The sequence below is a fragment of the Variovorax endophyticus genome, from assembly GCF_025376855.1.
Lineage (GTDB): Bacteria > Pseudomonadota > Gammaproteobacteria > Burkholderiales > Burkholderiaceae_C > Variovorax.
Genome location: NZ_JAHUTH010000013.1, coordinates 63,378 through 86,494, shown reverse-complemented (window position 1 = coordinate 86,494; position 23,117 = coordinate 63,378). Strand labels below are relative to the sequence as shown.

Genomic DNA, 23,117 nt, shown 5'->3' with positions numbered 1-23,117 from the left:
GGCCATGCGTGGCGTCTGGCGCAATCATTGGTTGCAGTCCAGGCGTCTGGTGCAAATGACAGGGCGTTCCCAGAATTCGAGGCATCGCAGCCAACAAGGAGCACGCCTCATGTCCCACCCACCACACAGCATCCTCGTCGTCGGCGCCTCGCGCGGCCTCGGTCATGCCATCGCGGCCGAATTCCTCAAGAAGGACTGGAAGGTCATGGGCACGGTCCGCGGAACGGCCCGCACCCTGCTGCACGATCTGGCCGACGCGCATCCCGGCCGCGTCGAGATCGAGTCGCTCGACATCACGGACCCCGGGCAGATCCAGGCCCTGCGCGAGCGGCTGGCCGACCGCCGGTTCGACATCCTGTTCGTCAATGCCGGCACCACCAATCCCGATCCGACCCAGACCATCGGCGAGGTCTCGACCGAGGACTTCGTGAACCTCATGGTCGCCAATGCGCTGAGCCCGATGCGGGTGGTGGAAAGCCTCGCGGGCAACGTCCCGCCGGAAGGCCTGATCGGCGTCATGTCGTCGGGGCAGGGCAGCATCGCCGACAACGAGACGGGCCAGCGCGAGGTCTACCGCGGCAGCAAGGCGGCGCTGAACCAGTTGCTGCGCAGCTTCGCGGCGCGGCAGGCCGGCACGCCGCGCGCCCTGCTGGCGATGGCACCCGGCTGGGTGCGCACCGAGCTGGGCGGGCCCGAGGGCCGGCTGACGATCGAGCAGAGCGTGCCGAGCCTGGTCGAAGTGATGCTCGCGAAGCGTGGGCGGCCCGGGCTCGAGTACCTGGACTACCGGGGGCGCACGGTGGCGTGGTGAGGCGGGTGCGCCGCGCTAGGGTTGCGCGCTGCCTTCGTTGAGCCTGCGACGTCCCAGCGGCGTGATGGCAAAGATCACCGCGGGGCGGCCATCCGGCCGTTCCGGACTCGGCAACTGCGCCTTGATCATCCCGGCGGCCTCCAGGACGATGGCGCTGCGGACGTCCTTCTCGTCGGCGATGACCAGCGGGAACGAGGCGTCTTCGATGCGGCGAAGAAGCTCCATGGGCATTTTCAGGTCTCCAAGGCTGTGACACAGACCGAATGCACGAAAAGTGACTCGAGCGTCGCGAAACAGACTTTACGTCTGGATGGCATTCATGCCGTGACTTTTGTCACATGGTGGCGCAATAATACGGGTTCACCATTAATACGCAGGTATCAACAAATGTCGGTTTTTACCTGCTGCCAATGCAGTGTGACCCACCTGAACCGGATCCAGCGCAGCACCTGGATGCGTTTCTTTCCCTGGCTGCGCGCCTACCAGTGCAGCCGCTGCGGCAAGGTTCAGCTGCTGTCGAAGCGGGCGGTCGACGAAGCGCTGGCGGCGCATACCTCGAGGGTTGCGCGCCATTCGGGGGGACGCCCCGCCGATCGAAAATCCCAGGGCCTTGGCGATGCGTCGAAGCGCAGTCCCGACATGAGTTGACGCGCCGGCAGGCGCCGAGGAAAAAGCCCCCAAAGAACCCCTCAAAGGAAAAGCCCGCTTGTCCAATGGACAGCGGGCTTTGCTTTGTGTGGTGGCTCTTCACGGACTCGAACCGCGGACCTGTGGATTATGATTCCATCGCTCTAACCGACTGAGCTAAAGAGCCGAGCCTGCGATTATAGCCCAGGCTTTTCACACAGTTCAACCACCGCGCGAAGCTTGTGCGCCCGGCAGCTTGCCGAGCTCCTCGGACACCAGCCGCACCACCAGCTTGTCGAGCGTCTGCACCGAATAGTTGCCCACGTCGTGCACGGTCTGCGTGCCCGGGCCGCTCGCGGGATCGGCGGCGTTCCGGTAGGTCAGGAACACGAAGCGCCCGCCGGTGTATTGCGCGATCTGGCGCTGGATGTATTCGCCCTGCCTGTCGAGGCCCGAGGCGCCCACGCTCAGCACCTTGATGCCCTTGCCGAGCGCGGCGACCATGCTGTCGTCGTACTGCGGGCCGGGGTAGTCCAGGTGCGGCGGCGCGTCGGCCAGCAGTATCACGAGCCGCGTGGTGTCGTCGCCGCGCCAGCTCATGCGTTGCACCGTCTCGTGCAGGGCCTCGTTCATCGCCTCGGGATAGTCGCCGCCGCCCGCGGCCTGCAGCGCGTCGAGCACGCCCTGGAAGGCATCGAGGTCGTTGGTGAAGTCGTGCCGGCGCACCACGAACTCGTCGTGGATGTCTCGGTAGGCGACGAGGCCGAAGCAGGTGTCGGGCCGGCTCGGCAGGCGCGCGACCTGGCCGGCGATGTCGCGCAGCGTGCTGCGCAGGCGGGCGATCTCGTCGCCCATCGAGCCGGTGGCGTCGATCAGGAACACCAGGTCGAGCTGCGCGCGCGCGGGACGGGCGCCGGGGCGCTCGAGCACCACGTCGACCGCGTTCTTCTGGCCGCGGCGCAGGAACGAGCTCGCCTGGCGGCCGTTCTTGCGCACGGTCACTTCGTAGACCGCGCTCGGCTCGGCATCGAAGGCCCTGGGATGCAGCCAGGCGCGCCCGCCCGCATCGGTGCGGGCCCACATCGCGGCGCCGTTCGCGGCCTGCACGGCGACCTCGGCATCGGGCACCACGTTGCCCTGCGCATCGCGCACCTGCAGCAGGTAGCGCTCGCCGACGTCGCGCTCGCGGTGCGCGACCCGGGTGCGCTGGCGGAAGGCCAGGTACTCGCCGAAGTCGGCGTTGTCGTCGACCATGCCAGCCGTGACGGGCTCGTTCGCGGGGCGTGGGGCGACGGCGATCGGGGCCGGGGCGGGCGGCGGCGGGGCCTCCATGGTCGACGGGCTTGCCAGCCTGGCGCTGGCGTCGGCCATGGGCGCCGTTCTGGACGCGAGGGCTTCCATGGCGGGCGCGGACCGCAGCGCCGGCTTGGCGACAGCTCCCACGACGGGCCGGTGCTGCGCGATCCGGCCGGTGCCCGGCGTCTCGCTGGTCTGGATCGGCCGCGCGCAATGCTTCGCCGATGGCGCCTCGAAGTTCGGCATCGCCGGTTCGATGCGGCGCGCCGGGGTCGCCGCTTCGGTCGCCGGCACGGCCGGGGCCGGCCAGCGCGCGGCGGTGGCGCCGTCGTCGCGGCGGATGGGCGCTTCGGTGGCGCCACAGGCGCCCAGGAACAGCGACGCGCACAACAGCGCGACGAGGGGGCGGCGAAGGCGAGAGGCTCGGATCGGGATCATGAAAGCGGCTCCGTGGAGTGATCGGTGCAGGCTGTTACGGCCCGCCGCCGCCAGCGGGGTTAAGCCGTTGCATCTTTTTTCGGGCCGCGCCAACCCCGCGCCGCGCAGCCATGCGTACAAGTCGGGGTGAGAATCCACCGATGTCCGCGCTGCCCCGCGCCCGTTCCGCCACTGCCAGCCCGGCCGCGCCCGAAGCGACCGGCCGCGACGCCATGCCCGACGATCAGCTGATGCTGGCCTACGCGCGCGGCGACGCCGCCGCCTTCGACGTGCTCTATGCGCGCCACGAGGGCGGTCTGTTCCGCTTCGTGCGGCGGCTGCTGGGCGCGCGGCTCGCGTCGCAGGCCGACGAGGTGTTCCAGGACACCTGGGTGCGGATCATCACGGCGCGCGAGAGCTTCTCGCCGCAGGGCGCGGCCTGGCGCACTTGGGCCTTCACGATCGCGCACAACCTCGCGATGGACCGGCTGCGCGTGAGCGGGCGCGAAGTCGCGCTGGACGGCCACGCGGGCGAGGACGACGAGGCCATTCCGGCGCTCGAGCGCGGCGTGCACGGTGCTTCGGACGACGTGGCCACCCATCCCTCGGCCGAGGAGCTCGCGTTCTGGCGCGCCGCGGGCCGGCGCCTGCTGGCCTGCCTCGACGAGCTGCCCGCCGAGCAGCGCGCGGCCTTCCTGCTGCACCACGAGGACGGCCTGACGGTGGAGGCGCTGTCCGCCAGCCTGCAGATCGGGTTCGAGACGGTGCGCAGCCGGCTGCGCTACGGGCTGCAGAAGCTGCGTGGCTGCATGGAACGCTACCTCGCGGTGCTGGAGGGCGCGCGATGAGCACGGGATTCGACGACGACGAGCTGCGCGACGCGCGCCTGCGCCGCGCGCTCGAGCATGCGCCGGACGCCGGGGCGCTGCCCGATCCGCGCACGCGCGAGGCGATCCGCAAGATGGCGCACAACCTCGCGGCAGCGACGCCGCCGGCCGCCGCGCCCACGGCGCAGCCCTGGCGGCGGCGGCTCTTCGGCGGCGGCGGCCCGCGCGGTCGCATGCCATGGAACGCGGCCTTCGCGACCTTGCTGGTGGTCGGCTTCGTCACCGTGCTGTGGCGGCAGGAGCCGGTGCCCGATGCGCGGCTCGATGGCGAGGCGCGCGTGGGTGGCGCGGCGGTGGAAGCGCCGCCGGCGCCCCCTCCCGCGCATGCCCCCGCGCCCGTCGAGCCTGCCGCTTCCGTCGCCGCCCCAAGCCCGGCGCCCGAGGCACCGACCGCCGACGCGGTGCGCAAGCAGGCCGAATCGGCCGTGGCGCCTCGGCGTGCGCCGACGCCCTTGCCCGAGAAGCGGCGCGCACCGGACGAGCCGGCGGCCAAGCCGCGCGAACCGGCCGCCGAGACCGCTCCGCTGGCGGCCGAATCGTTCCGCAAGAGCGAGAGCGAACGCGCCGCCGTCCGTCGCGATGCCGATGACGCGGCCGGCGCCCTCGCGCGGCCCGCGCCTCCGCCGCCCCTGGCGTACGCGCCGGCGCCGCAGGCCGAACTCGCTGCGCCTTCGGCGGCGCCGCGAGCACGCCTGGCGGCCGCGCCGAACGCCGCGTCGAGCGCCACGCCTTTTGCCGTGCTGGAGCGCTGGACCACCTGGTCCACGACGGACGACCCCGCCAGCGGCCACGCCCGCGATGCCATCGAGGCCTTCCCCGCGCTGCTGGGCGCGGTCGCGCGTTCGGCCACCGCGCCCGATGCGCCGCTGGCCGCGCCGGTCGAGACGCGCATCGCGCTCCATCGCGGCCGCAGCCTGGTCGCGGTGCTCGAGATCGCGGGCGACCAGGTGCGCTGGTCGCCGCAGCCCGGCGGCGCGGCCTTCGTCGGCACGCCGCCCGCGCAGGCGCTCGCCTCGCTGCGCGCCGCGCTCGAGCGCGCACGCGAAACGGCTTCGACGCCGCGGCGTTGAAAGCGTCGGGCTTCGGGGCAAAAAAAGCGGGCCGTCCGGCCCGCCCGCCCTCAGGCGTTCTTGAAGTCCGGCTGGCGCTTGGTCAGGAAGGCGTCCATGCCTTCCTTCTGGTCCTGCGTCGCGAACAGCGCATGGAACAGCCGGCGCTCGAACATCACGCCGTCGCTCAGGCCGCTCTCGAAGGCGCGGTTGACCGACTCCTTGGCCGCGATCACCGAGATCTGCGAGAAGCCGCAGATCACCAGCGCGGCGCCCAGCGCCTCGTCGGCCAGCTTCTCGAACGGCACCACGCGGCTCACGAGGCCCGCGCGCTCGGCTTCGGCGGCGTCCATCATGCGGGCGGTCAGCACCATGTCCATGGCCTTGCTCTTGCCCACCGCGCGCGGCAGGCGCTGCGTGCCGCCGGCGCCGGGGATCACGCCGATCTTGATCTCGGGCTGGCCGAACTTGGCGTTGTCGGCCGCGATGATGAAGTCGCACATCATCGCGAGCTCGCAGCCGCCGCCGAGCGCGAAGCCGGCCACGGCGCCGATCACCGGCTTGCGGATCGAGCGGATGGTCTCCCAGTTGCGCGTGATGTAGTCGCCCTTGTAGGTGTCGATGAAGCTGTACTTGGCCATCGCCGCGATGTCGGCGCCGGCCGCGAAGGCGCGCTCGCTGCCGGTGAGGATGATGCAGCCGATGGCGTCGTCGGCGTCGAAGGCCTTCAGGGCCTGGCCCAGCTCGGTCATCAGCGCGTCATTGAGCGCGTTGAGCGCCTTCGGTCGGTTGAGGGTGATGATGCCGACCTTGCCAGCTTCGGTCCGCACTTCGATGTTCTCGTAGCTCATGGTGTCTCCGGGGAAGGGAAGAAAAACGCGCTTCACTATACCCACCGTGCCGTGCGCCACCGTGGCACGGGGCTGCTGGCCGGTGCCTTCGCCCTTCCCGCTTCATGGCTTTATTGAGAATTGTTCTCAACTAGAATCCGCGGCCATGGAGTTCCCGATGCAAGAACATGCCGTGTTGCTGCGGGCCTATGCCCGCGTGCAGGAACGCTGCTCGCAGCTGCTGGCCGAGCAGGCCGCGCTGGTGGAGCGGCTGGAGGCGCAGATCGTGCGCCTGCGTGGCGCGCTGGTGGCGCGCGATTCGGCGATGGCGATGGTGCGCGAGGAGCTGGCCGCGCGCGCGGCCGTCGGCGCGGCCCTGCCCAAGCGGCTGCATGCGCTGCTCGCGCCGGGCGCCGCGCGCCGCCTGGCCGTTCCGGTGCAGGCACCGGTGCCCGCCGACCTGCGCGAGAAGGCCGTGCTCTGCGTGGGCGGCGACGAGCGCACGCCCTCGCTCGCGCGCCAATTGGTCGAGATCGCCGGCGGCCGCTTCCTGCACCTCGAAGGCACGGACGGCACCGACGATCCCGCGTTCGAGGCCAGCCTGCGCGCGGCCGACCTCGTCATCTGCCAGACCGGCTGCCTGAGCCACGATGCCTGCTGGCGCGTGCAGGACCATTGCCGCCGCACCGGCAAGCCCTGCGTGATGGTGGGCGAGCCGCAGCCCATCCATTTCGTGCGCCGCGAGACGGCCGAGGAGGCCGCGGCCGAACGGGCCTTGCCCGCGGGCTAAGCCTTCGTCGCCGCGATCGCCACCGGCGCCAGCCACTTCGAGACCCGGCCCGTGTCCTGCGCGAGCAGGCGCCAGGTCGTGACGCCCGTGGGCAGCACCAGCGGCAGCTTCACCAGCTTGCGGTCGCGCGCGACCAGCGCGGTGCAGCGCTTGCCCGCGCCGAGGTAGAGCGCGAGATCGTCGAGCCGGCCGATGCGCCAGCCCTGCGCGCTCTTGCGTCCCGCGGCCGGCAGCTCGATGCCGATCCATTCGTCGCCGGCCGCGAAGCCGGCCTTCTCGGCCGCGCCGCCGCGCAGCACCACCTTGACCTGCACGCTGCCGCCGCTTTCCGCCACGCGCAGGCCCAGCGTCTGCGCGGGCTGCGAGGGATCGTCGAGCGTGGCCACGCCGTGCAGGCGCAGCAGCTCGGACAGCGGCAGCTCGGCGGTCGAATGCACCCAGGCCGCGAGCTCGGCCGCATACGAGCGGCCACCGGCGGCCTCGAGCGCGGCCGCGATATCGGCCTCGCTCACCGGCCCGCCGCCGCTCGCGTTCCACAGGTGGCGCATCGCGTCATCGAGCGTGCCGCGGCCTTCGGCGCGCAGCTTGAGGTCGAGGCACAGCGCGACCAGCGCGCCCTTGGTGTAGTAGCTGACCGTGCCGTTGGGCGTCTGCTCGTCCTGCCGGTAGTACTTGACCCAGGCATCGAAGCTCGCGTCGGCCACCGACTGCACCTGGCGCCCCGGCGTCTGCTGCACCTGGTTGATGGTCTTGTTGACCAGCCGCAGGTAGGCCGCGTCGTCGATCAGTCCGGCGCGGCGCAGCAGCAGGTCGTCGTAGTAGCTGGTGAAGCCCTCGAAGAACCACAGCAGCTTCGTGTAGTTCTCGCGGCCGTAGTCGTAGCGCGCGAACTCGGCGGGCCGCAGCCGCTTCACGTTCCAGGTGTGGAAGTACTCGTGGCTGATCAGGCCCAGCAGCGTGACGTAGCCGTCTGCGGCCTTCTTCATGCCGAGCTGCGGCAGGTCGCGGCGGTTGCAGATCAGCGCCGTCGAATGGCGATGCTCGAGGCCGCCGTAGCCGTCGTCGACCGCGTTGAGCATGAACACATAGCGGTCGATCGGCGGCTTCGCTCCGCCGCGCTTGCCGACCTTGTCGCCGTGCCAGAAGCGCATCTCGGCTTCGCAGATGGCCTTCGTGTCGGCCAGCAGCCGCTCGCCGTCGAACGAGGCCGCGGCGCCCGCGACCACGAAGCGGTGCGGCACGCCGCCGGCCTCGAACTCGCCGCTCCAGAAGGCGCCGAGCTCGACCGGGCTGTCGGCCAGCTCGTCGTAGTCGGCCGCGAGGTAGCGGCCGAAGCCGTGGCGGTCGGTCTTCAGCGGCGGCAGCGCGGTGGCGCAGGACCAGGGCGCGGCGCCCTCGGGCAGCGCCGAGGCGGCGGGTGCGACGATCTCGAGCGCATGCGGCGCATCGGTCTGGCCCTCGACCCGCAGGCACAGGCTGGTGCCGTTGAAGAAGCCGCGCTCGGCGTCGAGCCAGGCGGTGCGCACCGAGTTGTCGTAGGCGCAGACCTTGTAGCGCAGCACCAGCGGCTGGCCGGCCGTGCATTCGACGCGCCAGCTGCACTTGTCGAGCTGCGTCAGCACCGGTGCCTTGCGCCGTCCCTGCGAGGCCTGCAGCCCCTGCAGGTTCTTGGCGAACTCGCGAACGAGGTAGCTGCCCGGGATCCACACCGGCAAGGTCAGCTGCTGCTCGGCCGCGGGGCGATCGATGGTGAGCGTGACCTCGAACAGGCGCGCATGCAGGTCGGCGCATTCCACGCGGTAGTGCACGCCGGGCGCGGCCACGGCCGCGGGCGCCGCGGCCGCGCGCCGCGAGGGGGACTTCGTCGCCATCAGCTGGCGGAGGCGGCGAGTTGCTTCTCGACCTGCTCGGCGGGCACGGCGCCCGGGGTGCGGGTGCCGTTGCTGTAGATCAGGGTCGGCGTGCCGGTGATGTTGTAGCGGCGGCCGAATTCGACGTTGCGCTGCAGCGCGGTCACGTCGCAGCTGCCGGGAGCGGTGGCCGGCCGGGTGCCCGATTCCATCCAGTCGCTCCAGGCCTTGCCCTTGTCCTTGCTGCACCAGATGTCGCGCGACTTGACGGTCGAATCGGGACCCAGCACCGGATAGAGGAACAGGTAGACGGTGACGTTGTCGACCGACTTCATGTCCTTCTCGAAGCGCTTGCAGTAGCCGCAGTTCGGATCCTCGAAGACCGCGAGCTTGCGCTTGCCGTTGCCGCGCACGATCTTGATCGCGTCCTTCACGGGCAGCTTGTCGAAGGCCACCTCCGACAGCTTCGCCACGCGTTCCTCGGTGAGGTTGCGGCGCGCGTTCACGTCGATCATGTTGCCCTCGAGCAGGTAGTTGCCCTGCTCGTCGGTGTAGTAGATCTGCGCGCCGTTGACGCGCACTTCGTAGAGGCCGGGCATCGGCGTCTTGGTGATTTCCTCGATGGCCGGGAACTGCGGGATGCGTTCCTTGAGGTTCTTGCGGATCTCGGCTTCGCCGGCATGGGCGCCGAAGGCCGCGAGGATCGCGAGCGACGCGAAGGCGGCGGGAAGCAGGTGGCGTGCGAGTGTCTTCATGGGTTCGAGGGAGTCGTTGTTCGGATCGTGCGGCGTCAGGCTTTCAGGCCCATGGCCTGCCGCGTGACCCAGTGCTTGACCAGGCGCGTGCGGTCGAAACCGCGCATGCCCCAGTTGCGCAGCGCGGGCAGCGGGCCCAAGCCGTGCGAGAAGAGTTGCTGCAGCCCGTCGGTGGCCAGGCTCATCTGCAGCACCTCGGTGCGGCGCGCGCGTTCGTAGCGGCGCAGCAGGCGCGGATCGCCCACGCTGCGCCAGTAGTCGCGCTCCTTGATGACGGCGGCCAGCGCGGCCGCGTCGGCCAGGCCGAGGTTCAGGCCCTGGCCCGCGAGCGGATGCACGGTGTGGGCTGCGTCGCCGGCCAATGCCCAGGTGCGCGGCGGCTGGCCGCTGGTTTGCGCCGCAGTCTGTGCGGAGGCAGGCAGGGTGCCGGTCCAGCGGTCGGCGATGGCGCGAGCCAGCGGCCAGGCGGCGCGCTCGCTCGCCAGCCGCAGCGCGCCGAAGGCCTGGTGGCTGGCCTCGGTCACGGCGGCATTGAATTCCTCGGCCGATTGCGCGAGCAGCGCCGGCGCGCGCAGCTGGTCGACCGACCACACCAGCGCCAGCCGGCGGCCGTGCACGCCGTCGAGCGGCAGCAGCGCGAACACCTCGCCCTTGTCGTTGAACCACTGGCGCGCCGTGCCCTCGTGCGACTGCTCGGCCTCGAGCCGTGCCGCGATCGCATGCTGCGGATAGCGCGTGACCGCGTAGCTCACGCCGAGCGCTTCGCGCGTGGCGCTGGCCTTGCCTTCGCAGACGACGGTGAGCGGCGCGGCGACCGGTTCGCTCACCACCTCGATCTGGGGCTGGAAGCGCACCGCGTCGGCCAGCTGCTTCTCGAGCGCCGGCACGTCGACGATCCAGGCCAGCGCCTCGACCTTCTGGCGTGCGGCGCTGAACTGCACGCGGCCACCCTCGTCGCCGTCGACCACCATCTCGCGCACCGGCGTGGCGCTGATGCCCTCGGGCCAGGCGCGCAGCGAGACCAGCAGTTCGCGCGAGGCGGCGTTGAGCGCATAGGCGCGGACGTCTTCCCGCTCGGCGGCGGCGGGCGGCGCCACCAGCGCCACGCGCACGCGTTCGCGCGCGAGCAGCAGGGCCAGCGTGCGGCCGACGATGCCGGCGCCGCGGATACAGACTTCGGGGGGGAGGGCCATCGCGGCATTGTAGGAGGAGGCTCCCGCGGCCGACCCCGTGGGGAAACCGGCCATTGGGGGTATGCCCGGAGCGAGGACAATCGAGCCCCCATCCGAGGAGCCCCCGTGACAGATTTCGATCTCCAGGCCACCATCGCGCGCCTGTTCGTGTACCCCGTCAAGTCGTGCGCCGGCGTCGAGCTGCCCGAAGCGCTGCTGACCGAGACCGGCCTCGAGTTCGACCGGGCCTGGATGGTGGTCGACGAAGAGGGCGAGTTCGTCACGCAGCGGCAGCTGCCGCGCATGGCGTTGATCAAGCCGCAGATGAAGCACACCGAGGTGGTGCTGCGCGCGCCCGGCATGCTGGCGCTGCACCTGGCCTTCGACCGGGTCGAGCAGCCGATGCGGGTGCGGGTCTGGAAGGACGAGGTCGATGCCTACGACATGGGCGACATCGCGGCCCAGTGGTTCAGCGACTTCCTCTCCGAGCCCGGCAAGCCGCGGAAGCTGCGGCTGGTGCGCTTCGATCCCGAGGTGAAGCGGCTGTCGAGCCTCAAGTGGACCGGCGGCATCGAGGCCCAGACCCAGTTCGCCGATGGCTATGCGCTGCTGGTGGCCAGCGAGGGCTCGCTGGCCGAGCTCAACGAGCGGCTGGCGCGCGACGGCCATGGCCCGGTGGGCATCGAGCGCTTCCGGCCCAACATCGTGCTGGCCGGCATCGAGTCGCACGACGAGGACCGCGTCGAGATGCTGCACGTGGCCAGCGGCGCCGACGGTTCGGCGGACGGCGCGCAGCTGCAGCCGGTCAAGCCCTGCTCCCGCTGCCCCATTCCCGACATCGACCCGGCCACCGCGCTCAGCAGCCCCGAGGTCAACGACACGCTGCGCACCTACCGCGCCGACCCGCGCGTCGACGGCGGCATCACCTTCGGCATGAACTGCATCGTGATCCAGGGCGTGGAGCAGATGCTCAAGGTCGGGCAGCCGGTGGGAGCGAACTACAAGTTCGAATGAACGGCTAGAAGGTCACGCCCGCGCACAGGATGATGTTCGCGTAGGGCGTGCATTCGCCCGTGCGCACGACTGCCTTGGCGCGCGCGCTCAGGCGTTTCAGTTCCTCGTGCGACACCGTTTCGGGCACGACCGCGAGCTGTCCCGCGCACCATTCGGGCAGTTCGCCCGTGGCGCGGCCCTCGACCGCCTCGCGCGCGAGCAGCGCGCGCTCGACCTGCAGTTCGCTCAGCACCGCCTTCAGCACCTCGGCCACGCGCGGCACGCCGGGCGTGAGCGCGAGGTCGATGCGGCGCGGGCCGTCGGGAATGGGCAGGCCGGCGTCGCCGATCACGAGCATGTCGCCATGGCCCATGGTGGCGATGACCTGGGACAGTTCGGAGTGCAGCAGGGCGGTACGTTTCACAGCGGAATCCAGTCGGGGGGCAGGGGGCTGCGCAGCACGGCCTCGCGCTGCGGGATGGAAGGCTGGGCGCCGGGCTGCTGGATGCACAGCGCGGCGGCGCGGATGCCCAGGCGCACGGCCTCGTCGAAGGACTGGCCCTCGCCGAGCGCGGTGGCGAGCGCGCCGAGGAAGGTGTCGCCGGCGGCCGTGGTGTCGACCGCCTGCACCACCAGCGCCGGATGGTGGCGCGCGCCGTCGGCATCGACCGCCACCGCGCCGCGCGCGCCGAGCGTGACCACCACGCGCGCGATGCCGCGCGCGCGCATCGCCTGCCCGGCGGCCGCGGCCTCCTGCGGGCTGTCGGCGCCCAGGCCGCTGAGCGTGCGCGCCTCGATCTCGTTGACCACCAGCGTGTCGATCTTCGGCCACAGGGGCTCGGCGATGGCCTGCACCGGCGAGGGATTGAGCAGCACCTTGCAGCCGGCCTCGTGCGCCACCGCGATCGCGCGCTCGACCTGCGCCATCGGGGTCTCGAACTGGGTCACGAGGAAGGCCGCGCCCGCGAGCCGGGTGCGCAGGTCCGCCGCGTCGAGGTCGACGCCGGCATTCGCGCCCGCGATCATCACGATGCGGTTCTGGCCGCTGTCCTCGACCATGATCAGCGCGGTGCCTGTCGGCTCGGCGGCATCGGTGCGCAGGGCCTCGGTGTCGATGCCGTCGCGTTCGAGCGCCTGGCGCAGCGCGCGGCCGTGGTCGTCGTCGCCCACGCAGCCGATCATGCGCACCTGCGCGCCCTCGCGCGCGCAGCTCACGGCCTGGTTGGCGCCCTTGCCGCCGGGGATGGTGGCGAAGGAGCGGCCCAGCAGGGTCTCGCCCGCGGCGGGCGCATGCGGCACGCGCAGCACCAGGTCCATGTTGAGGCTGCCGAGCACCACGATGCGCGGTGCCGCGGGGCGGGAGGAAGACGTCGGGCTCACGGGGTGCGGGACTTTCGGGTGTCGGCGGAAGAGGGGACGGATACCGGTGCCGCCGCGGGCGCTCCGGAATAGCGCGCGGTCGAGGCGCGCACGTGCAGCTCGGGCTGCAGCACCACCTTGCGCGCATCGCGGCGGCGGCCGCCCACGCGCTCGAGCAGCATGTCGACCGCCAGCGCGCCGATGCGCTCCTTGGGCTGGGCCACGGTGGTGAGCGGCGGGCTGGTGTAGGCCGAGAGTTCGATGTCGTCGAAGCCGACGATCGAGAGCTCGTCGGGCACCCGCACGCCGCTCTCGTGCGCGGCGCGCAGCGCGCCGATCGCCATCAGGTCGTTGCAGACGAAGACCGCCGAGGGAATGTCGTTGGTGCCGGCGCGCAGGATGGCGTGCATCGCCTCGTAGCCGCCCTGGCTGGTGAAGCCGCCGCGCCACAGCAGCGCGTCGGCGTCGCCGGTGCCGTGGCCGCTCTCGGCCAGCGCCATGCGCCAGCCCGCGATGCGCTGTTCGCTCGGCGACACGCCCTGCGGCCCGCCGATGCAGGCGATGCGGCGGTGGCCCAGCGACAGCAGATGGCGCACCGCGAGCAGGCCGCCCTGCATGTGGGCGGTCTCGACCAGGTCGCAGTGCGGATCGGCGATCTCGCGGTCGAGCAGCACGGTCGGCACCTTGAGGCCGTTGAGCTGCCGGGCCAGCGTGTCGTCGTCGCCGGTCGACACCACGATCAGCCCGTCGATGCGACGCTCGGCCAGCACCTGCAGGTACACGCTCTGGCGGTGCGGCTCGTCGTCGGTGTTGCACAGCACCAGCGTGTAGCCGGCGCCGAAGCAGCGGTCCTCGATGATGCGCACGATCTCGGCGAAGTAGGGGTTCGAGCTGTTCGGGATCAGCATCCCGAGCGTCGAGGTGGTGTTGCTCTTGAGGCTGCGCGCCATCGCGTTGGGCACGTAGCCGAGTTCGCGGATCGCGAGCTCGACGCGCTCGCGGCCCTTGGCGCTGACGTGGCGCGTGTCGTTGACCACGTGCGAGACGGTGGTGACCGACACGCCCGCGCGCAGTGCGACGTCCTTGATGGTGGCCATGGCCTGGGTGTTCCTGTTGCGGGTGCTGCTTCGTGGGGAGGGGAGCGTCAGGCCAGCCGGCGGTCGGCGCGGCGCTGGCGCAGGGTGTCGATGATCACCGCAACCACGATCACCGCGCCGGTGATGATGCGCTTGCTCGGCTCGCTGGCGCCGACCTGCGCCAGGCCGGCCTCGAGCACCGCGATGATCAGCACGCCGAAGAAGGTGTTGACCACCGAGCCGCGCCCGCCCATCAGGCTGGTGCCGCCGATCACCACCGCGGCGATCACCTGCAGCTCGATGCCCACGCCCGAGTTCGGATCGGCCGCCTCGAGGCGCGCCGACTGCATCAGCCCCGCCAGGCCGGCCAGCAGGCCCGTGACCGCGAACACCACGATGCGGATCGGCCGCGGGTCGATGCCCGCGAGGCGCATCGCCTCCTCGTTGGTGCCGATGCCCACCACGTAGCGGCCGAACACGGTGCGCGACAGCACCAGCTGGCCCACGATCACCAGCACCACCGCGAGCACGAAGGCCGCCGAGATGCCGCCGATCCACGGCGCCGCCAGGCCCGAGATGGCGTCGCCCACGTACTGGGTGCGCGAGTCGGTCACGAGGTAGGCGCCGCCGCGTACGGCCTCGAGCATGCCGAGCGAGACGATGAAGCTCGGCAGCCGCCAGGCCACCGACACGGCGCCGGTGATCGCGCCGCAGATCAGGCCCGTGGCCAGGCCCAGCAGCGCGGCCAGCGGCACCGGCAGGTGCCATTGCAGGATGGCGGCGGCGGCCACCGCCGCGCTGAGCGCCAGCACCGAGCCCACCGAGAGGTCGATGCCCGCGATGATCAGCACGAAGGTCATGCCCACGGCCATCACGGCCAGCGCGGGGATCTCGTTGGCGATGGTGACGAAGGTCTCCACCGTGAGGAAGTATTCGCTGAGGCTGCCGAACAGCCCGATCATGCCGAGCAGCACCACGGCCAGGCCGATGTAGGTGCCGAGCTGGCCCTTGAGGGAGCCGGCGCCGGCGGCGGGGGGAGCGGAAGCGGTGGTGGTCGTCATGGGGCGAAGGAGGATGAGGCTCAGGCGGCGGCCGCGAGAGCGTGGGCGGTGGGGGCTGCGGAGGTGGCGCGGCCGGTGTCGCCGAAGGCCGCGGCCAGGATCGACTGCTGGTCCCAGGCGCCGCGCTCGAACACCGCCACCAGGCGGCCGGCGTGCATCACGCCGATGCGGTCGCACATGGCCATGAGTTCGCGCAGGTCGCTCGACACCATCAGCAGCGCCTTGCCGGCCTCGGCCATGCGGTCGAGCTCGGCATAGAGGTCGGCGCGCGCGCCCACGTCGACGCCGCGCGTCGGCTCGTCGAGCAGCAGCACCTTGCATTCGCGGTGCAGCCAGCGCGCGAACACCACCTTCTGCTGGTTGCCGCCGCTGAGCGTGGCCACGCTCTGCTCCTCGCTGCGCGAGCGGATGCGCAGCGTCTGCACCAGCCGGCGCGCGATGCCGCGCTCGGCGGCCGCGCGCAGCCAGCCCAGGCGCGAGACCGCGCCGAGGTCGCTGAGCGTGGCGTTGACGCGGATCGATTGCGTCATCAGCAGGCCCTGCGACTTGCGGTCTTCGGTGACCAGGCCGATGCCGGCACGGATCGCCTGCATCGGCGAGCGCCAGCGGCCCGCGGCCGGTTGCTGCGCTCCGGGCCAGTGGAGTTCGATCGTGCCGCGCTCGGCCTTGTCGGCGCCGAACAGCAGCCGCACGAGCTCGGTGCGGCCCGAGCCCACGAGCCCGGCGATGCCCATCACCTCGCCCGCGCGCAGTTGCAGGTCGACATCGCGCACCGCGCTGCCGCGGCCGATGCCGTGCGCGCTCAGCATCGGCGCGCCGGCCACGCGGCGCGGGCGGCCATCGTGCTCGTGCACCGCGCGGCCGACCATGCGCTCGACCAGTTCGGATTCGCGCACGCCGGCCATCGGCCGCACGTCGACCAGCCGGCCGTCGCGCAGCACCGCCACGCGGTCGGCGATGCGCTGCAGCTCCTCGAGCCGGTGCGAGACGTAGACGATGCCCACGCCGCGCGCCTTCAGCAGCGCGATCTGCTCGAACAGATGCTCGGTCTCGCGCGGCGTCAACATCGCGGTCGGCTCGTCGAGGATCAGCACGCGGGTGTCGTCGAGCAGGTTGCGCGCGATCTCCACCATCTGCTGCTGGCCGATGCCCAGGCGCGAGACCGGCACGGCCGGATCGATGTGCGAGAGGCCGATCTTGGCCAGCTGCAGCCGCGCGGCCGCGTGCAGCTCGGTGCGCTGCAGCCAGCCCATGCGCTGCGGCAGCCGGTCGAGCAGCAGGTTCTCGGCCACCGTGAGCGTGGGCACCAGCCCGAGTTCCTGCATCACCATGCGCACGCCGTGCGCCTCGGCGTCGCGGCGCGAGCCCGGCTGGAACGGCGCGCCGCCCAGCAGCATCGTGCCGCGCGTCGGCGTGACGAGGCCGCAGACGATCTTGGAGAGGGTGCTCTTGCCGGCACCGTTCTCTCCGGTCAGCGCGAGCACCTCGCCGGCCTCCAGCGTGAGGCTCACGCCGTCGAGCACCGGCGCGGCGTAGTCCTTGCCGATGTCGTGGAGCGCGAAGAGCGGCGTGGCGGGGGTTGCGGACATGGGCGCCGGCAAGGGTGGTTTCTCGAGGTGTGTGACAGCGGTGAAAGAGGCGCGGTGCTTACTTCTTCGAGTCCTTGGTCACCAGCACCACGTCGGTCTTGATCTCGGCCGGCATGTCGGCTTGGCTCTTCTTGTCGGCGATCGCCTTCAGCGCGGTCTCGATGCCGAACACGGCCTGCTTGTCGGCGAACTGGTCGGCCGTGGCGAGCACGCGGCCGTCGGCCAGCATCGGCTTGATGGCACCGATGTTGTCGTAGCCCACCACCTGCACCTTGCCGGTCTTGCCCGCGGCCTTCACCGCCGCCACCGCGCCCAGCGCCATGCTGTCGTTGCCGGCCAGCAGGGCCTTGAGGTCGGGGTTCTCGCGCATCATGCCGGCGGCCACCGTGTTGCCCTTGTCGATTTCCCACTGGCCCGACTGCACGCCGGTCACGGTCATGCCGGCGGCCTTCATCGCGTCCTGGTAGCCGAGCGTGCGTTGCTGCGCATTGAAGGTGGTCGACACGCCTTCGATGATCCCGACCTTGTCGCCCGACTTCAGGCTCTTGGCCAGGTAGTCACCCACCAGCTTGGCACCGGCGCGGTTGTCGGGGCCGACGAAGGGCACCTGGATGTTCTTCTCCTTCAGCGCGGCCGCGTCGAGGCGGTTGTCGATGTTGACCACCAGGATGCCCTTGTCGATGGCGGCCTTGACCACCGGCACCAGCGCCTTCGAATCGGCCGGCGCGATCACCAGCGCATTGACCTTCTGCGCCACCATCTGCTCGACCATCTTGATCTGCGCGGCGGTGTCGGTCTCGTCCTTGATGCCGTTGGTCACCAGCGTGTACTTGCCCGAATTCGCCTTCTGGTGCGCCTTGGCCCCGTCTTCCATGGTGCGGAAGAACTCGTTGGCCAGCGACTTCATCACCAGCGCGACCTTGGGCTTGTCCTGCGCGAGCGCCGGCGAGGCGGCGAAGGTGCCCAGCAGGGCGAGGGCGGCGGCGGTCTGCACGGTACGGCGGGTGAACTTCATGGTGCGTGTCTCCTGAGGTGTGTTGGAACGAACGATGACCGATCTGGCGGCCCGGCGCCGATGGTACTGGACGAAAACGTTTGCGCAAACGTTTGCTTATGGGGTTTTCATCGGGTTTTACCCTGACCCGCCGGCCCTGTTTAGCCGCCTGCCCGAACCGCCGGGCGGGGCGCCTCGCCTAAAATCGCCGGTTCACCTGAGGACCCCCCATGAGCTTGAAGTGCGGCATCGTCGGCCTGCCCAACGTCGGTAAATCCACCCTTTTCAATGCGCTGACCAAGGCCGGCATCGCAGCGGAAAACTATCCCTTCTGCACCATCGAGCCCAACGTGGGCATCGTCGAGGTGCCCGATCCGCGGCTCGCCCAGCTCGCCGACATCGTCAAGCCCGAGCGCGTGGTGCCCGCCATCGTCGAGTTCGTGGACATCGCGGGCCTCGTGGCCGGCGCCAGCACGGGCGAAGGCCTGGGCAACAAGTTCCTGGCCCACATCCGCGAGACCGACGCCACGGTGAACGTGGTGCGCTGCTTCGACGACGACAACGTGGTGCACGTGGCCGGCAAGGTCGACCCGATCTCCGACATCGAGGTGATCCAGACCGAGCTGTGCCTGGCCGACCTGTCGACGGTCGAGAAGGCGCTGCAGCGCCACACCAAGGTGGCCCGCTCGGGCGACAAGGACGCGCAGAAGCTGGTCGGCCTGCTCGAGCGCTGCCAGGCCGCGCTCAACGAGAACAAGCCCGTGCGCGCGCTCGAGTTCACCAAGGAAGAGCTGCCGCTGGTCAAGAGCTTCACGCTGATCACCGCCAAGCCCGCGATGTTCGTGGGCAACGTGGCGGAGGACGGCTTCGAGAACAACCCCTACCTCGACCGCCTGCGCGAGTACGCCGCCAGGCAGAACGCGCCCGTGGTGGCGATCTGCGCCAAGATCGAGGCCGACCTGTCCGAGATGGACGACGAGGACAAGAAGATGTTCCTGGCCGAGATCGGCCAGGACGAGCCGGGCCTCAACCGCCTGATCCGCGCCGCCTTCAAGCTGCTGGGCCTGCAGACCTACTTCACCGCCGGCGTGAAGGAAGTGCGCGCCTGGACCATCCATGTCGGCGACACCGGCCCGCAGGCGGCCGGCGTGATCCACACCGATTTCGAGAAGGGCTACATCCGCGCCCAGACCATCGGCTTCGACGACTACATCGCCTTCAAGGGCGAGCAGGGCGCGAAGGACGCGGGCAAGATGCGCTCGGAAGGCAAGGAATACGTCGTCAAGGATGGCGACGTGATGAACTTCCTCTTCAGTTCCTGAGAAGAAGCCGCAGCAGCGGCAGCTTCGGCATCGGGGCCGGCCGGCCCCGGTGCCCGCGGGCCGGGATGCCGGGCCGCCGCGTCGCGGGTCCGACCCCGTCGATGCCTCTCCCGCTTCGCGCCTGCCAGCGCATCGGGCCGATTCCCTTCTTGTTGCAAAACCGGTTCGACCGGCGAGCGTGATTTGTTTCTCGGAAATTTGGATGTCTCCGAATTGATCGGGAAATCATGAAATTCCGCTTGTGTATTATTCCGGGCGATTTTTCGTCTTGCCGGATGGATTTCCTTTGAAATCCGTCGATTTCTGATTGAAATCGAAATCAAATTATCCAATTGTTTTTAAATTGGATTGATTTGAAATTCGCGGGGCTCCAGCCAGCGTGGCTGCGAGATTTCCCGCTTGGCAAGCCGGTCGAACAAGCATCCGGGAATAAAAAAGGGGGAATTCAATGAATCGAATCGCCGTGCGGTGGCTGGCCGCATGTCTCATGGCCGCGGGTTTTCAAATGGCCGCCGCGGCGCCGGCGGCGTCGGATGCGGTGTCCGACGAATTGCTCGGCGTCGCGGCCGAAGTGCTTCGGAAAACCGACACCGACCGGGTGAGCGAACTCTGGGATTCGGGCTCCAACGTGCTGAAGGCCCGCATGAACAAGACCGCCTTCATGCAGGCCACGAGAAAGGCGCGGCAGTCGATGGGACCGGTGGCCAGCCGCGACTGGTCGAGCGTGACGCGTCTCAAGTACCGCAAGGACAACGAGGACGGCTTTCCCGCGGGTCTCTATGCCAATGTCGTGTTCTCCACCGAGCTGGACAGCGGCAGGAAGGCCTCCGAAAGAATCAGCTTCGCGATGGAGAACAACCACTGGATCTTCACGGGGTATGCGATCGCGCGCGAGGCGCCGGACATGTACACGATGCCGGCCAAGCCCGCGATCCGGCCATCGCAGCCACCAGTGCCCACCGTACCTTCGGCGCCTTCCATGCCTTCGGCGTCAAGTGCCGCCGTTGCCGAGGTCGAAGCCGCCGTGCGCGGCTGGGCCTCGGCCTGGTCGGCCCAGGACATGGATCGCTACCTGGCGGCCTATGCGCCGGAGTTCACGCCGGCCCGCGGCCAGAGCCGCGGCAAATGGGAAGAAGAGCGCCGTGTCCGCATCACCGGCAAGTCGAGCATCGGCGTCACCCTCGAAGACCTGGTGATCAGCATCAACGACCGGACCGCGACGGCCCGGTTCCGGCAGAACTACCGCGCGGACAAGCTCAAGGAAGTGAGCCGCAAGGTGCTGGAGCTGCAACGCTCGGGCAACCAGTGGCTGATCCGCAAGGAAAGCACCGGCGGCTGACATCGGCGCGCACGGCCATGGCCTCGAACTTCAACGACGAGCTCTTCGCCCGGGTCGTGCTTGCCTCGATCCAGGCGAGCGAATGGATCATGCGCAGGGACGGCGTGCTCCCGCCACTGGGCATCGCGTTCCTCGGCGAGGCCGTCGACGGCCAGGTGGTCAATCCGCTCGAAGAGGAGGGGGCGCAAGATCTCGATGGCGAGCGGCTGCGGGAGCGCGTGCATCGGCGTCTTTGCGCCATCGCCGGCCGGCGCGACGATGTCGTCGCCGTCTCGACCCTCCTGTACCGGCGGGACCGGGGACGGGTCCATGTCCAGGTCGAGTTTCCCGGCGCGATGCTGCAGCCGCTGGCCTTTCCCGTGGCGAGGGTGAATGGCGTGTGGACCGTCTCGGACAGCTGGGAGCCGTTCCCTCACCGCATCGCGGCGTCCGTCCTTGCGCGCTGATCTCAGCGCGCCGCCTGCTGCTTGCCCCACACCACCGTGTTGTCCACCGCGTAGGCCGCGCACACCACCTTGCGTTGCGTGCAGCCCTTGAGATGCTCGGTCAGCGCGGCCGAGCTGGTGGCGGTGCCGAAGCGGCTGTCGCTGGTGATCAGGAAGGCGCGCGGCCGCGCCTGCAGCAGGAACTGGCGGTAGGCGACGCGGATCTGCCGCGGATCGGCGCCGACCACCGGCAGCGCGGCTTCGTCGGCGATGTCGGCATGGCCAGAGGGCACGGGCTCGCCGTTCGACTGCAGCACCACGCCCACGGTCTTGAGCAGCTCGCGCCAGGTCTCGCGCTCGGCCATCACGCGCTGCGGCAGTTCCATCACCCATTGCGCCGGATAGGCGAAGCCCAGGTTCGAGCCGCCGGGCGAGACGCGGTCGGTGACGCCGATCAGCCGGCCGTCGGTGTCGAAGAGGCCGCCGCCGCTCGAGCCCGAGGACACGGGCGCCGAGGTCTGGACGATCGGCAACTGCCCCGGCGCGCGCGGCCGCAGCGCCGAGATCAGGCCCTCGCTGAGCGTGCGCTCGAGGCCGTGCGGGCTGCCGATGGCGAACACGCGCTGGCCCACGCGCAGGCTGTCGGCCGGCGCGATCTCGACGGCATGCAATTGCAACGGTGTCTCGGTCATCAGCACGCAGAGGTCGCGCGTCGCATCGGGGTCGCGCAGGATGCTGCCGATCTTGATCGTGGTCTGTCCCTGCATCACGGTCACGGCCGCGGCACCGTCGACCACGTGGCAGGCGGTGGCCAGCGCGGTGGGCGTGACCGCCACGGCACTGCCCACGGTCACCTGGTTGTCGCCGCGGTCGCCCTTGACGGTCCAGACCGCGGGCGAGGCATGCTGGTAGAGCGCCTCGGGATCGAGCGCGGCCTGCGCCGGGCGGTGGGCAACGGCGGCCGCCGTGAAGAACAGCGCGAACATCGCGCCGCGCCAGCCCCCGTGCATGCGGCGCGGCGGGGGAGGCGTGGTGGTCGGTGTCATGCGGCCAGTGTAGGAAGCGGCTTCGAGCGCGCCTGTAGGCGACCGCGCTGACAGGGCTGCGCTTTGCCGCGCGTCACGCTAGACTGCCGCGCCCCGTCGCCCTCGCTTCATTCCAACCCTCGCCATGCTCACCGTCCACCACCTCAACAACTCGCGTTCGCAGCGCGTGCTCTGGCTGCTCGAAGAACTGGGCCTGCCCTACGAGATCGTCCACTACCAGCGCGATCCGAACACCATGTTGGCGCCCGCTTCGCTGCGCGCGGTGCATCCGCTGGGCAAGTCGCCGGTGGTGACGACCGAGGACGGGCTCGTGCTCGCGGAATCGGGCGCGATCATCGAGACCGTGATCGAGCGCTACGGCCAGGGCCGCCTCGCGCCCGCGCCGCTCACGCCCGAGGCGCTGCGCTACCGCTACTGGATGCACTTCGCCGAGGGCACGGCGATGTCGCCGCTCTTGCTCAAGCTGGTGTTCGACCGCATCGAGAGCAGCAAGATGCCCTTCTTCGCCAAGCCGGTGGCCAAGGCCATCGCCGCCAAGGCCAAGTCGGCGTTCATCCTGCCGAACATCGCGAGCCACCTCAACTACATGGAGGCCGAACTCGGCAAGAGCGAATGGTTCGCGGGCGATGCCTTCAGCGGCGCCGACATCCAGATGAGCTTCGTGGTCGAGGCCGCGCATGCGCGCGGCGGGCTCGATGCGAAACGGCCGAAGCTCATGGCCTGGCTCGCGCGCATCCATGCACGCCCCGCCTACCGGCAGGCGCTCGAGCGCGGCGGCCCGTACGAACTGCTGAACTGAGTCCCTCGCTCAGGACGGGAAGATGTAGAGCAGCGCCACCGTCATGCAGACGTAGCGCAGGAACTTGCCGATCGCCATGTAGGCCAGGCAGGGCCAGAACGGCAGCCGCAGCCAGCCCGCGACCGCGCACAGCGGATCGCCGACCAGCGGCAGCCAGCTCAGCAGGCAGGCCTTCGGGCCGAGCCGCTCGAGCCAGCCGAGCACGCGCACGTGGTGCTTCGAGTGCGAGTACTTGTCGGCCACCTTGTGCGCGCCGTAGCCCATCCACCAGTCGACCGCGCCGCCGAGCGTGTTGCCCACGGTCGCGACCGCGATCGCGGGCCAGAACAGCTCGGGGTTGAGCTTGAGCAGGCCGAACAGCACGGGTTCCGAGCCCACGGGCAGCAGCGTCGCCGAGATGAAGGCGGCGATGAACAGCGTGGAGAGGCCGTATTGCGGCAGCGCGAGAAGCGCGAGGAGTGCGTCGAGCCAGGCTTGCATAAGGTCGGCGCAGTATAGGCAGCGCGTTCGCGAGGCCGGGTCGGAAAAGGCGCCGCCGCGCATGGGATTTCCACCCGTGTTTACACCCGTACCAGCGGCGCGAATCGGCGCAAATCGTTTCAGTCACTGAAATGGCAGGTGGCTACAATC

Annotated in this window: 24 protein-coding genes and 1 tRNA gene; 10 read left to right on the top strand and 15 right to left on the bottom strand. The window is 70.3% G+C overall.

The features are described from left to right. Positions 1–109: 109 nt before the first annotated feature. Positions 110–811 carry an SDR family NAD(P)-dependent oxidoreductase gene (locus tag KV106_RS18370; RefSeq protein ID WP_261211544.1) on the top strand — a complete coding sequence of 234 codons (702 nt, stop codon included), beginning with the start codon at positions 110–112 and terminating at the stop codon, positions 809–811. Between the two features lie 15 nt (positions 812–826). Here KV106_RS18370 and KV106_RS18365 read toward each other — a convergent pair whose 3' ends face one another. Next, a complete protein-coding gene (locus KV106_RS18365; protein WP_057596915.1) occupies positions 827–1,042 on the bottom strand; it encodes a hypothetical protein in 216 nt (71 codons plus the stop codon). A gap of 18 nt (positions 1,043–1,060) precedes the next feature. On the opposite strand from KV106_RS18365, the gene KV106_RS18360 reads away from it, so the two are divergent. After that, positions 1,061–1,459 carry a hypothetical protein gene (locus tag KV106_RS18360; protein WP_261211542.1) on the top strand — a complete coding sequence of 133 codons (399 nt, stop codon included), beginning with the start codon at positions 1,061–1,063 and terminating at the stop codon, positions 1,457–1,459. A gap of 89 nt (positions 1,460–1,548) precedes the next feature. Here KV106_RS18360 and KV106_RS18355 read toward each other — a convergent pair. Together KV106_RS18355 and KV106_RS18350 are read right to left on the bottom strand one after the other, a co-directional pair. Beyond that, positions 1,549–1,625: transfer RNA gene (locus tag KV106_RS18355), tRNA-Met, on the bottom strand. A gap of 35 nt (positions 1,626–1,660) precedes the next feature. After that, the gene (locus KV106_RS18350; RefSeq protein ID WP_261211541.1) at positions 1,661–3,172 is read right to left on the bottom strand and encodes a vWA domain-containing protein; all 1,512 of its coding nucleotides are present in this window, start codon (positions 3,170–3,172) and stop codon (positions 1,661–1,663) included. Positions 3,173–3,312: 140 nt separating this feature from the next. On the opposite strand from KV106_RS18350, the gene KV106_RS18345 reads away from it, so the two are divergent. Then, positions 3,313–3,999 carry a sigma-70 family RNA polymerase sigma factor gene (locus KV106_RS18345; protein WP_057590797.1) on the top strand — a complete coding sequence of 229 codons (687 nt, stop codon included), beginning with the start codon at positions 3,313–3,315 and terminating at the stop codon, positions 3,997–3,999. Beyond that, complete coding sequence (locus KV106_RS18340; protein ID WP_261211540.1) at positions 3,996–5,108, top strand: hypothetical protein; 1,113 nt, start codon at positions 3,996–3,998, stop codon at positions 5,106–5,108. Before KV106_RS18345 ends, KV106_RS18340 begins: the two co-directional genes overlap by 4 nt. Before the next feature lie 50 nt (positions 5,109–5,158). Here KV106_RS18340 and KV106_RS18335 read toward each other — a convergent pair whose 3' ends face one another. After that, on the bottom strand, positions 5,159–5,938 hold the full coding sequence (locus KV106_RS18335) for an enoyl-CoA hydratase (protein ID WP_019656299.1): 780 nt from the start codon (positions 5,936–5,938) through the stop codon (positions 5,159–5,161). A gap of 157 nt (positions 5,939–6,095) precedes the next feature. Here KV106_RS18335 and KV106_RS18330 point away from each other — a divergent pair, with 157 nt between their 5' ends. Next, positions 6,096–6,707 carry a DUF2325 domain-containing protein gene (locus tag KV106_RS18330; RefSeq protein WP_261211539.1) on the top strand — a complete coding sequence of 204 codons (612 nt, stop codon included), beginning with the start codon at positions 6,096–6,098 and terminating at the stop codon, positions 6,705–6,707. On the opposite strand, the gene KV106_RS18325 is transcribed toward KV106_RS18330, so the two are convergent. From KV106_RS18325 to KV106_RS18315, 3 genes are read right to left on the bottom strand one after another with little or no spacing between them, the layout of a single operon-like run. Next, complete coding sequence (locus KV106_RS18325; protein WP_261211537.1) at positions 6,704–8,578, bottom strand: M61 family metallopeptidase; 1,875 nt, start codon at positions 8,576–8,578, stop codon at positions 6,704–6,706. The genes KV106_RS18330 and KV106_RS18325 overlap by 4 nt on opposite strands. Continuing rightward, complete coding sequence (locus KV106_RS18320; RefSeq protein WP_261211534.1) at positions 8,578–9,312, bottom strand: DsbC family protein; 735 nt, start codon at positions 9,310–9,312, stop codon at positions 8,578–8,580. The genes KV106_RS18325 and KV106_RS18320 overlap by 1 nt, the downstream gene beginning before the upstream one ends. A gap of 35 nt (positions 9,313–9,347) precedes the next feature. Continuing rightward, a complete protein-coding gene (locus tag KV106_RS18315; RefSeq protein ID WP_261211531.1) occupies positions 9,348–10,505 on the bottom strand; it encodes an FAD-dependent monooxygenase in 1,158 nt (385 codons plus the stop codon). Positions 10,506–10,610: 105 nt separating this feature from the next. On the opposite strand from KV106_RS18315, the gene KV106_RS18310 reads away from it, so the two are divergent. Next, the gene (locus KV106_RS18310; protein WP_261211529.1) at positions 10,611–11,498 is read left to right on the top strand and encodes an MOSC domain-containing protein; all 888 of its coding nucleotides are present in this window, start codon (positions 10,611–10,613) and stop codon (positions 11,496–11,498) included. 4 nt (positions 11,499–11,502) lie between these two features. Here KV106_RS18310 and rbsD read toward each other — a convergent pair whose 3' ends face one another. Genes rbsD through KV106_RS18280 form a run of 6 tightly spaced genes read right to left on the bottom strand, consistent with a single transcriptional unit; the run spans position 11,503 to position 17,577 of the window. Continuing rightward, positions 11,503–11,901, bottom strand: coding sequence for a D-ribose pyranase (rbsD, locus tag KV106_RS18305; RefSeq protein WP_209543692.1), 399 nt, complete (start codon positions 11,899–11,901; stop codon positions 11,503–11,505). Beyond that, a complete protein-coding gene (gene rbsK / locus KV106_RS18300) occupies positions 11,898–12,857 on the bottom strand; it encodes a ribokinase (RefSeq protein ID WP_261211528.1) in 960 nt (319 codons plus the stop codon). The genes rbsD and rbsK overlap by 4 nt, the downstream gene beginning before the upstream one ends. Then, positions 12,854–13,933 (bottom strand): LacI family DNA-binding transcriptional regulator, encoded by a 1,080-nt coding sequence (locus KV106_RS18295; RefSeq protein ID WP_057590802.1) that lies wholly within the window; start codon positions 13,931–13,933, stop codon positions 12,854–12,856. The genes rbsK and KV106_RS18295 overlap by 4 nt, the downstream gene beginning before the upstream one ends. Positions 13,934–13,980: 47 nt before the next feature. Beyond that, positions 13,981–14,973 carry an ABC transporter permease gene (locus tag KV106_RS18290; RefSeq protein WP_057590803.1) on the bottom strand — a complete coding sequence of 331 codons (993 nt, stop codon included), beginning with the start codon at positions 14,971–14,973 and terminating at the stop codon, positions 13,981–13,983. A gap of 20 nt (positions 14,974–14,993) precedes the next feature. Beyond that, positions 14,994–16,562, bottom strand: a complete 1,569-nt coding sequence (locus tag KV106_RS18285) for a sugar ABC transporter ATP-binding protein (RefSeq protein WP_261211527.1) — start codon at positions 16,560–16,562, stop codon at positions 14,994–14,996. A 58-nt stretch (positions 16,563–16,620) separates the two neighbouring features. Beyond that, positions 16,621–17,577, bottom strand: coding sequence for a sugar ABC transporter substrate-binding protein (locus tag KV106_RS18280; RefSeq protein WP_057590804.1), 957 nt, complete (start codon positions 17,575–17,577; stop codon positions 16,621–16,623). A gap of 209 nt (positions 17,578–17,786) precedes the next feature. Between KV106_RS18280 and ychF the strand changes: the two genes are divergently transcribed. From ychF to KV106_RS18265, 3 genes are all read left to right on the top strand, one after another. Continuing rightward, positions 17,787–18,878, top strand: coding sequence for a redox-regulated ATPase YchF (gene ychF, locus KV106_RS18275; protein WP_057590805.1), 1,092 nt, complete (start codon positions 17,787–17,789; stop codon positions 18,876–18,878). Positions 18,879–19,326: 448 nt separating this feature from the next. Beyond that, positions 19,327–20,217, top strand: coding sequence for a DUF4019 domain-containing protein (locus tag KV106_RS18270; protein ID WP_261211526.1), 891 nt, complete (start codon positions 19,327–19,329; stop codon positions 20,215–20,217). A 17-nt stretch (positions 20,218–20,234) separates the two neighbouring features. Beyond that, positions 20,235–20,663, top strand: a complete 429-nt coding sequence (locus KV106_RS18265) for a hypothetical protein (protein ID WP_261211525.1) — start codon at positions 20,235–20,237, stop codon at positions 20,661–20,663. 2 nt (positions 20,664–20,665) lie between these two features. Here KV106_RS18265 and KV106_RS18260 read toward each other — a convergent pair whose 3' ends face one another. Continuing rightward, positions 20,666–21,688 (bottom strand): S1C family serine protease, encoded by a 1,023-nt coding sequence (locus KV106_RS18260; protein ID WP_261211524.1) that lies wholly within the window; start codon positions 21,686–21,688, stop codon positions 20,666–20,668. A 124-nt stretch (positions 21,689–21,812) separates the two neighbouring features. On the opposite strand from KV106_RS18260, the gene KV106_RS18255 reads away from it, so the two are divergent. Further along, complete coding sequence (locus tag KV106_RS18255) at positions 21,813–22,487, top strand: glutathione S-transferase family protein (protein ID WP_261211523.1); 675 nt, start codon at positions 21,813–21,815, stop codon at positions 22,485–22,487. A gap of 9 nt (positions 22,488–22,496) precedes the next feature. Here KV106_RS18255 and KV106_RS18250 read toward each other — a convergent pair whose 3' ends face one another. Then, on the bottom strand, positions 22,497–22,967 hold the full coding sequence (locus KV106_RS18250) for a YqaA family protein (protein ID WP_057590809.1): 471 nt from the start codon (positions 22,965–22,967) through the stop codon (positions 22,497–22,499). Positions 22,968–23,117 lie beyond the last annotated feature (150 nt).

What these genes read in the sequence shown, in the direction of transcription:
- KV106_RS18350 (WP_261211541.1), bottom strand. Translation starts at nt 3,172, where the DNA reads ATGATCCCGATCCGAGCCTCTCGCCTTCGCCGCCCCCTCGTCGCGCTG.
- KV106_RS18280 (WP_057590804.1), bottom strand. Translation starts at nt 17,577, where the DNA reads ATGAAGTTCACCCGCCGTACCGTGCAGACCGCCGCCGCCCTCGCCCTG.
- KV106_RS18340 (WP_261211540.1), top strand. Translation starts at nt 3,996, where the DNA reads ATGAGCACGGGATTCGACGACGACGAGCTGCGCGACGCGCGCCTGCGC.
- KV106_RS18345 (WP_057590797.1), top strand. Translation starts at nt 3,313, where the DNA reads ATGTCCGCGCTGCCCCGCGCCCGTTCCGCCACTGCCAGCCCGGCCGCG.
- KV106_RS18285 (WP_261211527.1), bottom strand. Translation starts at nt 16,562, where the DNA reads ATGTCCGCAACCCCCGCCACGCCGCTCTTCGCGCTCCACGACATCGGC.
- KV106_RS18250 (WP_057590809.1), bottom strand. Translation starts at nt 22,967, where the DNA reads ATGCAAGCCTGGCTCGACGCACTCCTCGCGCTTCTCGCGCTGCCGCAA.
- ychF (WP_057590805.1), top strand. Translation starts at nt 17,787, where the DNA reads ATGAGCTTGAAGTGCGGCATCGTCGGCCTGCCCAACGTCGGTAAATCC.
- KV106_RS18270 (WP_261211526.1), top strand. Translation starts at nt 19,327, where the DNA reads ATGAATCGAATCGCCGTGCGGTGGCTGGCCGCATGTCTCATGGCCGCG.
- KV106_RS18325 (WP_261211537.1), bottom strand. Translation starts at nt 8,578, where the DNA reads ATGGCGACGAAGTCCCCCTCGCGGCGCGCGGCCGCGGCGCCCGCGGCC.
- KV106_RS18320 (WP_261211534.1), bottom strand. Translation starts at nt 9,312, where the DNA reads ATGAAGACACTCGCACGCCACCTGCTTCCCGCCGCCTTCGCGTCGCTC.
- KV106_RS18370 (WP_261211544.1), top strand. Translation starts at nt 110, where the DNA reads ATGTCCCACCCACCACACAGCATCCTCGTCGTCGGCGCCTCGCGCGGC.
- KV106_RS18290 (WP_057590803.1), bottom strand. Translation starts at nt 14,973, where the DNA reads ATGACGACCACCACCGCTTCCGCTCCCCCCGCCGCCGGCGCCGGCTCC.
- KV106_RS18265 (WP_261211525.1), top strand. Translation starts at nt 20,235, where the DNA reads ATGGCCTCGAACTTCAACGACGAGCTCTTCGCCCGGGTCGTGCTTGCC.
- KV106_RS18260 (WP_261211524.1), bottom strand. Translation starts at nt 21,688, where the DNA reads ATGACACCGACCACCACGCCTCCCCCGCCGCGCCGCATGCACGGGGGC.
- KV106_RS18295 (WP_057590802.1), bottom strand. Translation starts at nt 13,933, where the DNA reads ATGGCCACCATCAAGGACGTCGCACTGCGCGCGGGCGTGTCGGTCACC.
- KV106_RS18255 (WP_261211523.1), top strand. Translation starts at nt 21,813, where the DNA reads ATGCTCACCGTCCACCACCTCAACAACTCGCGTTCGCAGCGCGTGCTC.
- KV106_RS18315 (WP_261211531.1), bottom strand. Translation starts at nt 10,505, where the DNA reads ATGGCCCTCCCCCCCGAAGTCTGTATCCGCGGCGCCGGCATCGTCGGC.
- KV106_RS18365 (WP_057596915.1), bottom strand. Translation starts at nt 1,042, where the DNA reads ATGCCCATGGAGCTTCTTCGCCGCATCGAAGACGCCTCGTTCCCGCTG.
- KV106_RS18330 (WP_261211539.1), top strand. Translation starts at nt 6,096, where the DNA reads ATGCAAGAACATGCCGTGTTGCTGCGGGCCTATGCCCGCGTGCAGGAA.
- KV106_RS18335 (WP_019656299.1), bottom strand. Translation starts at nt 5,938, where the DNA reads ATGAGCTACGAGAACATCGAAGTGCGGACCGAAGCTGGCAAGGTCGGC.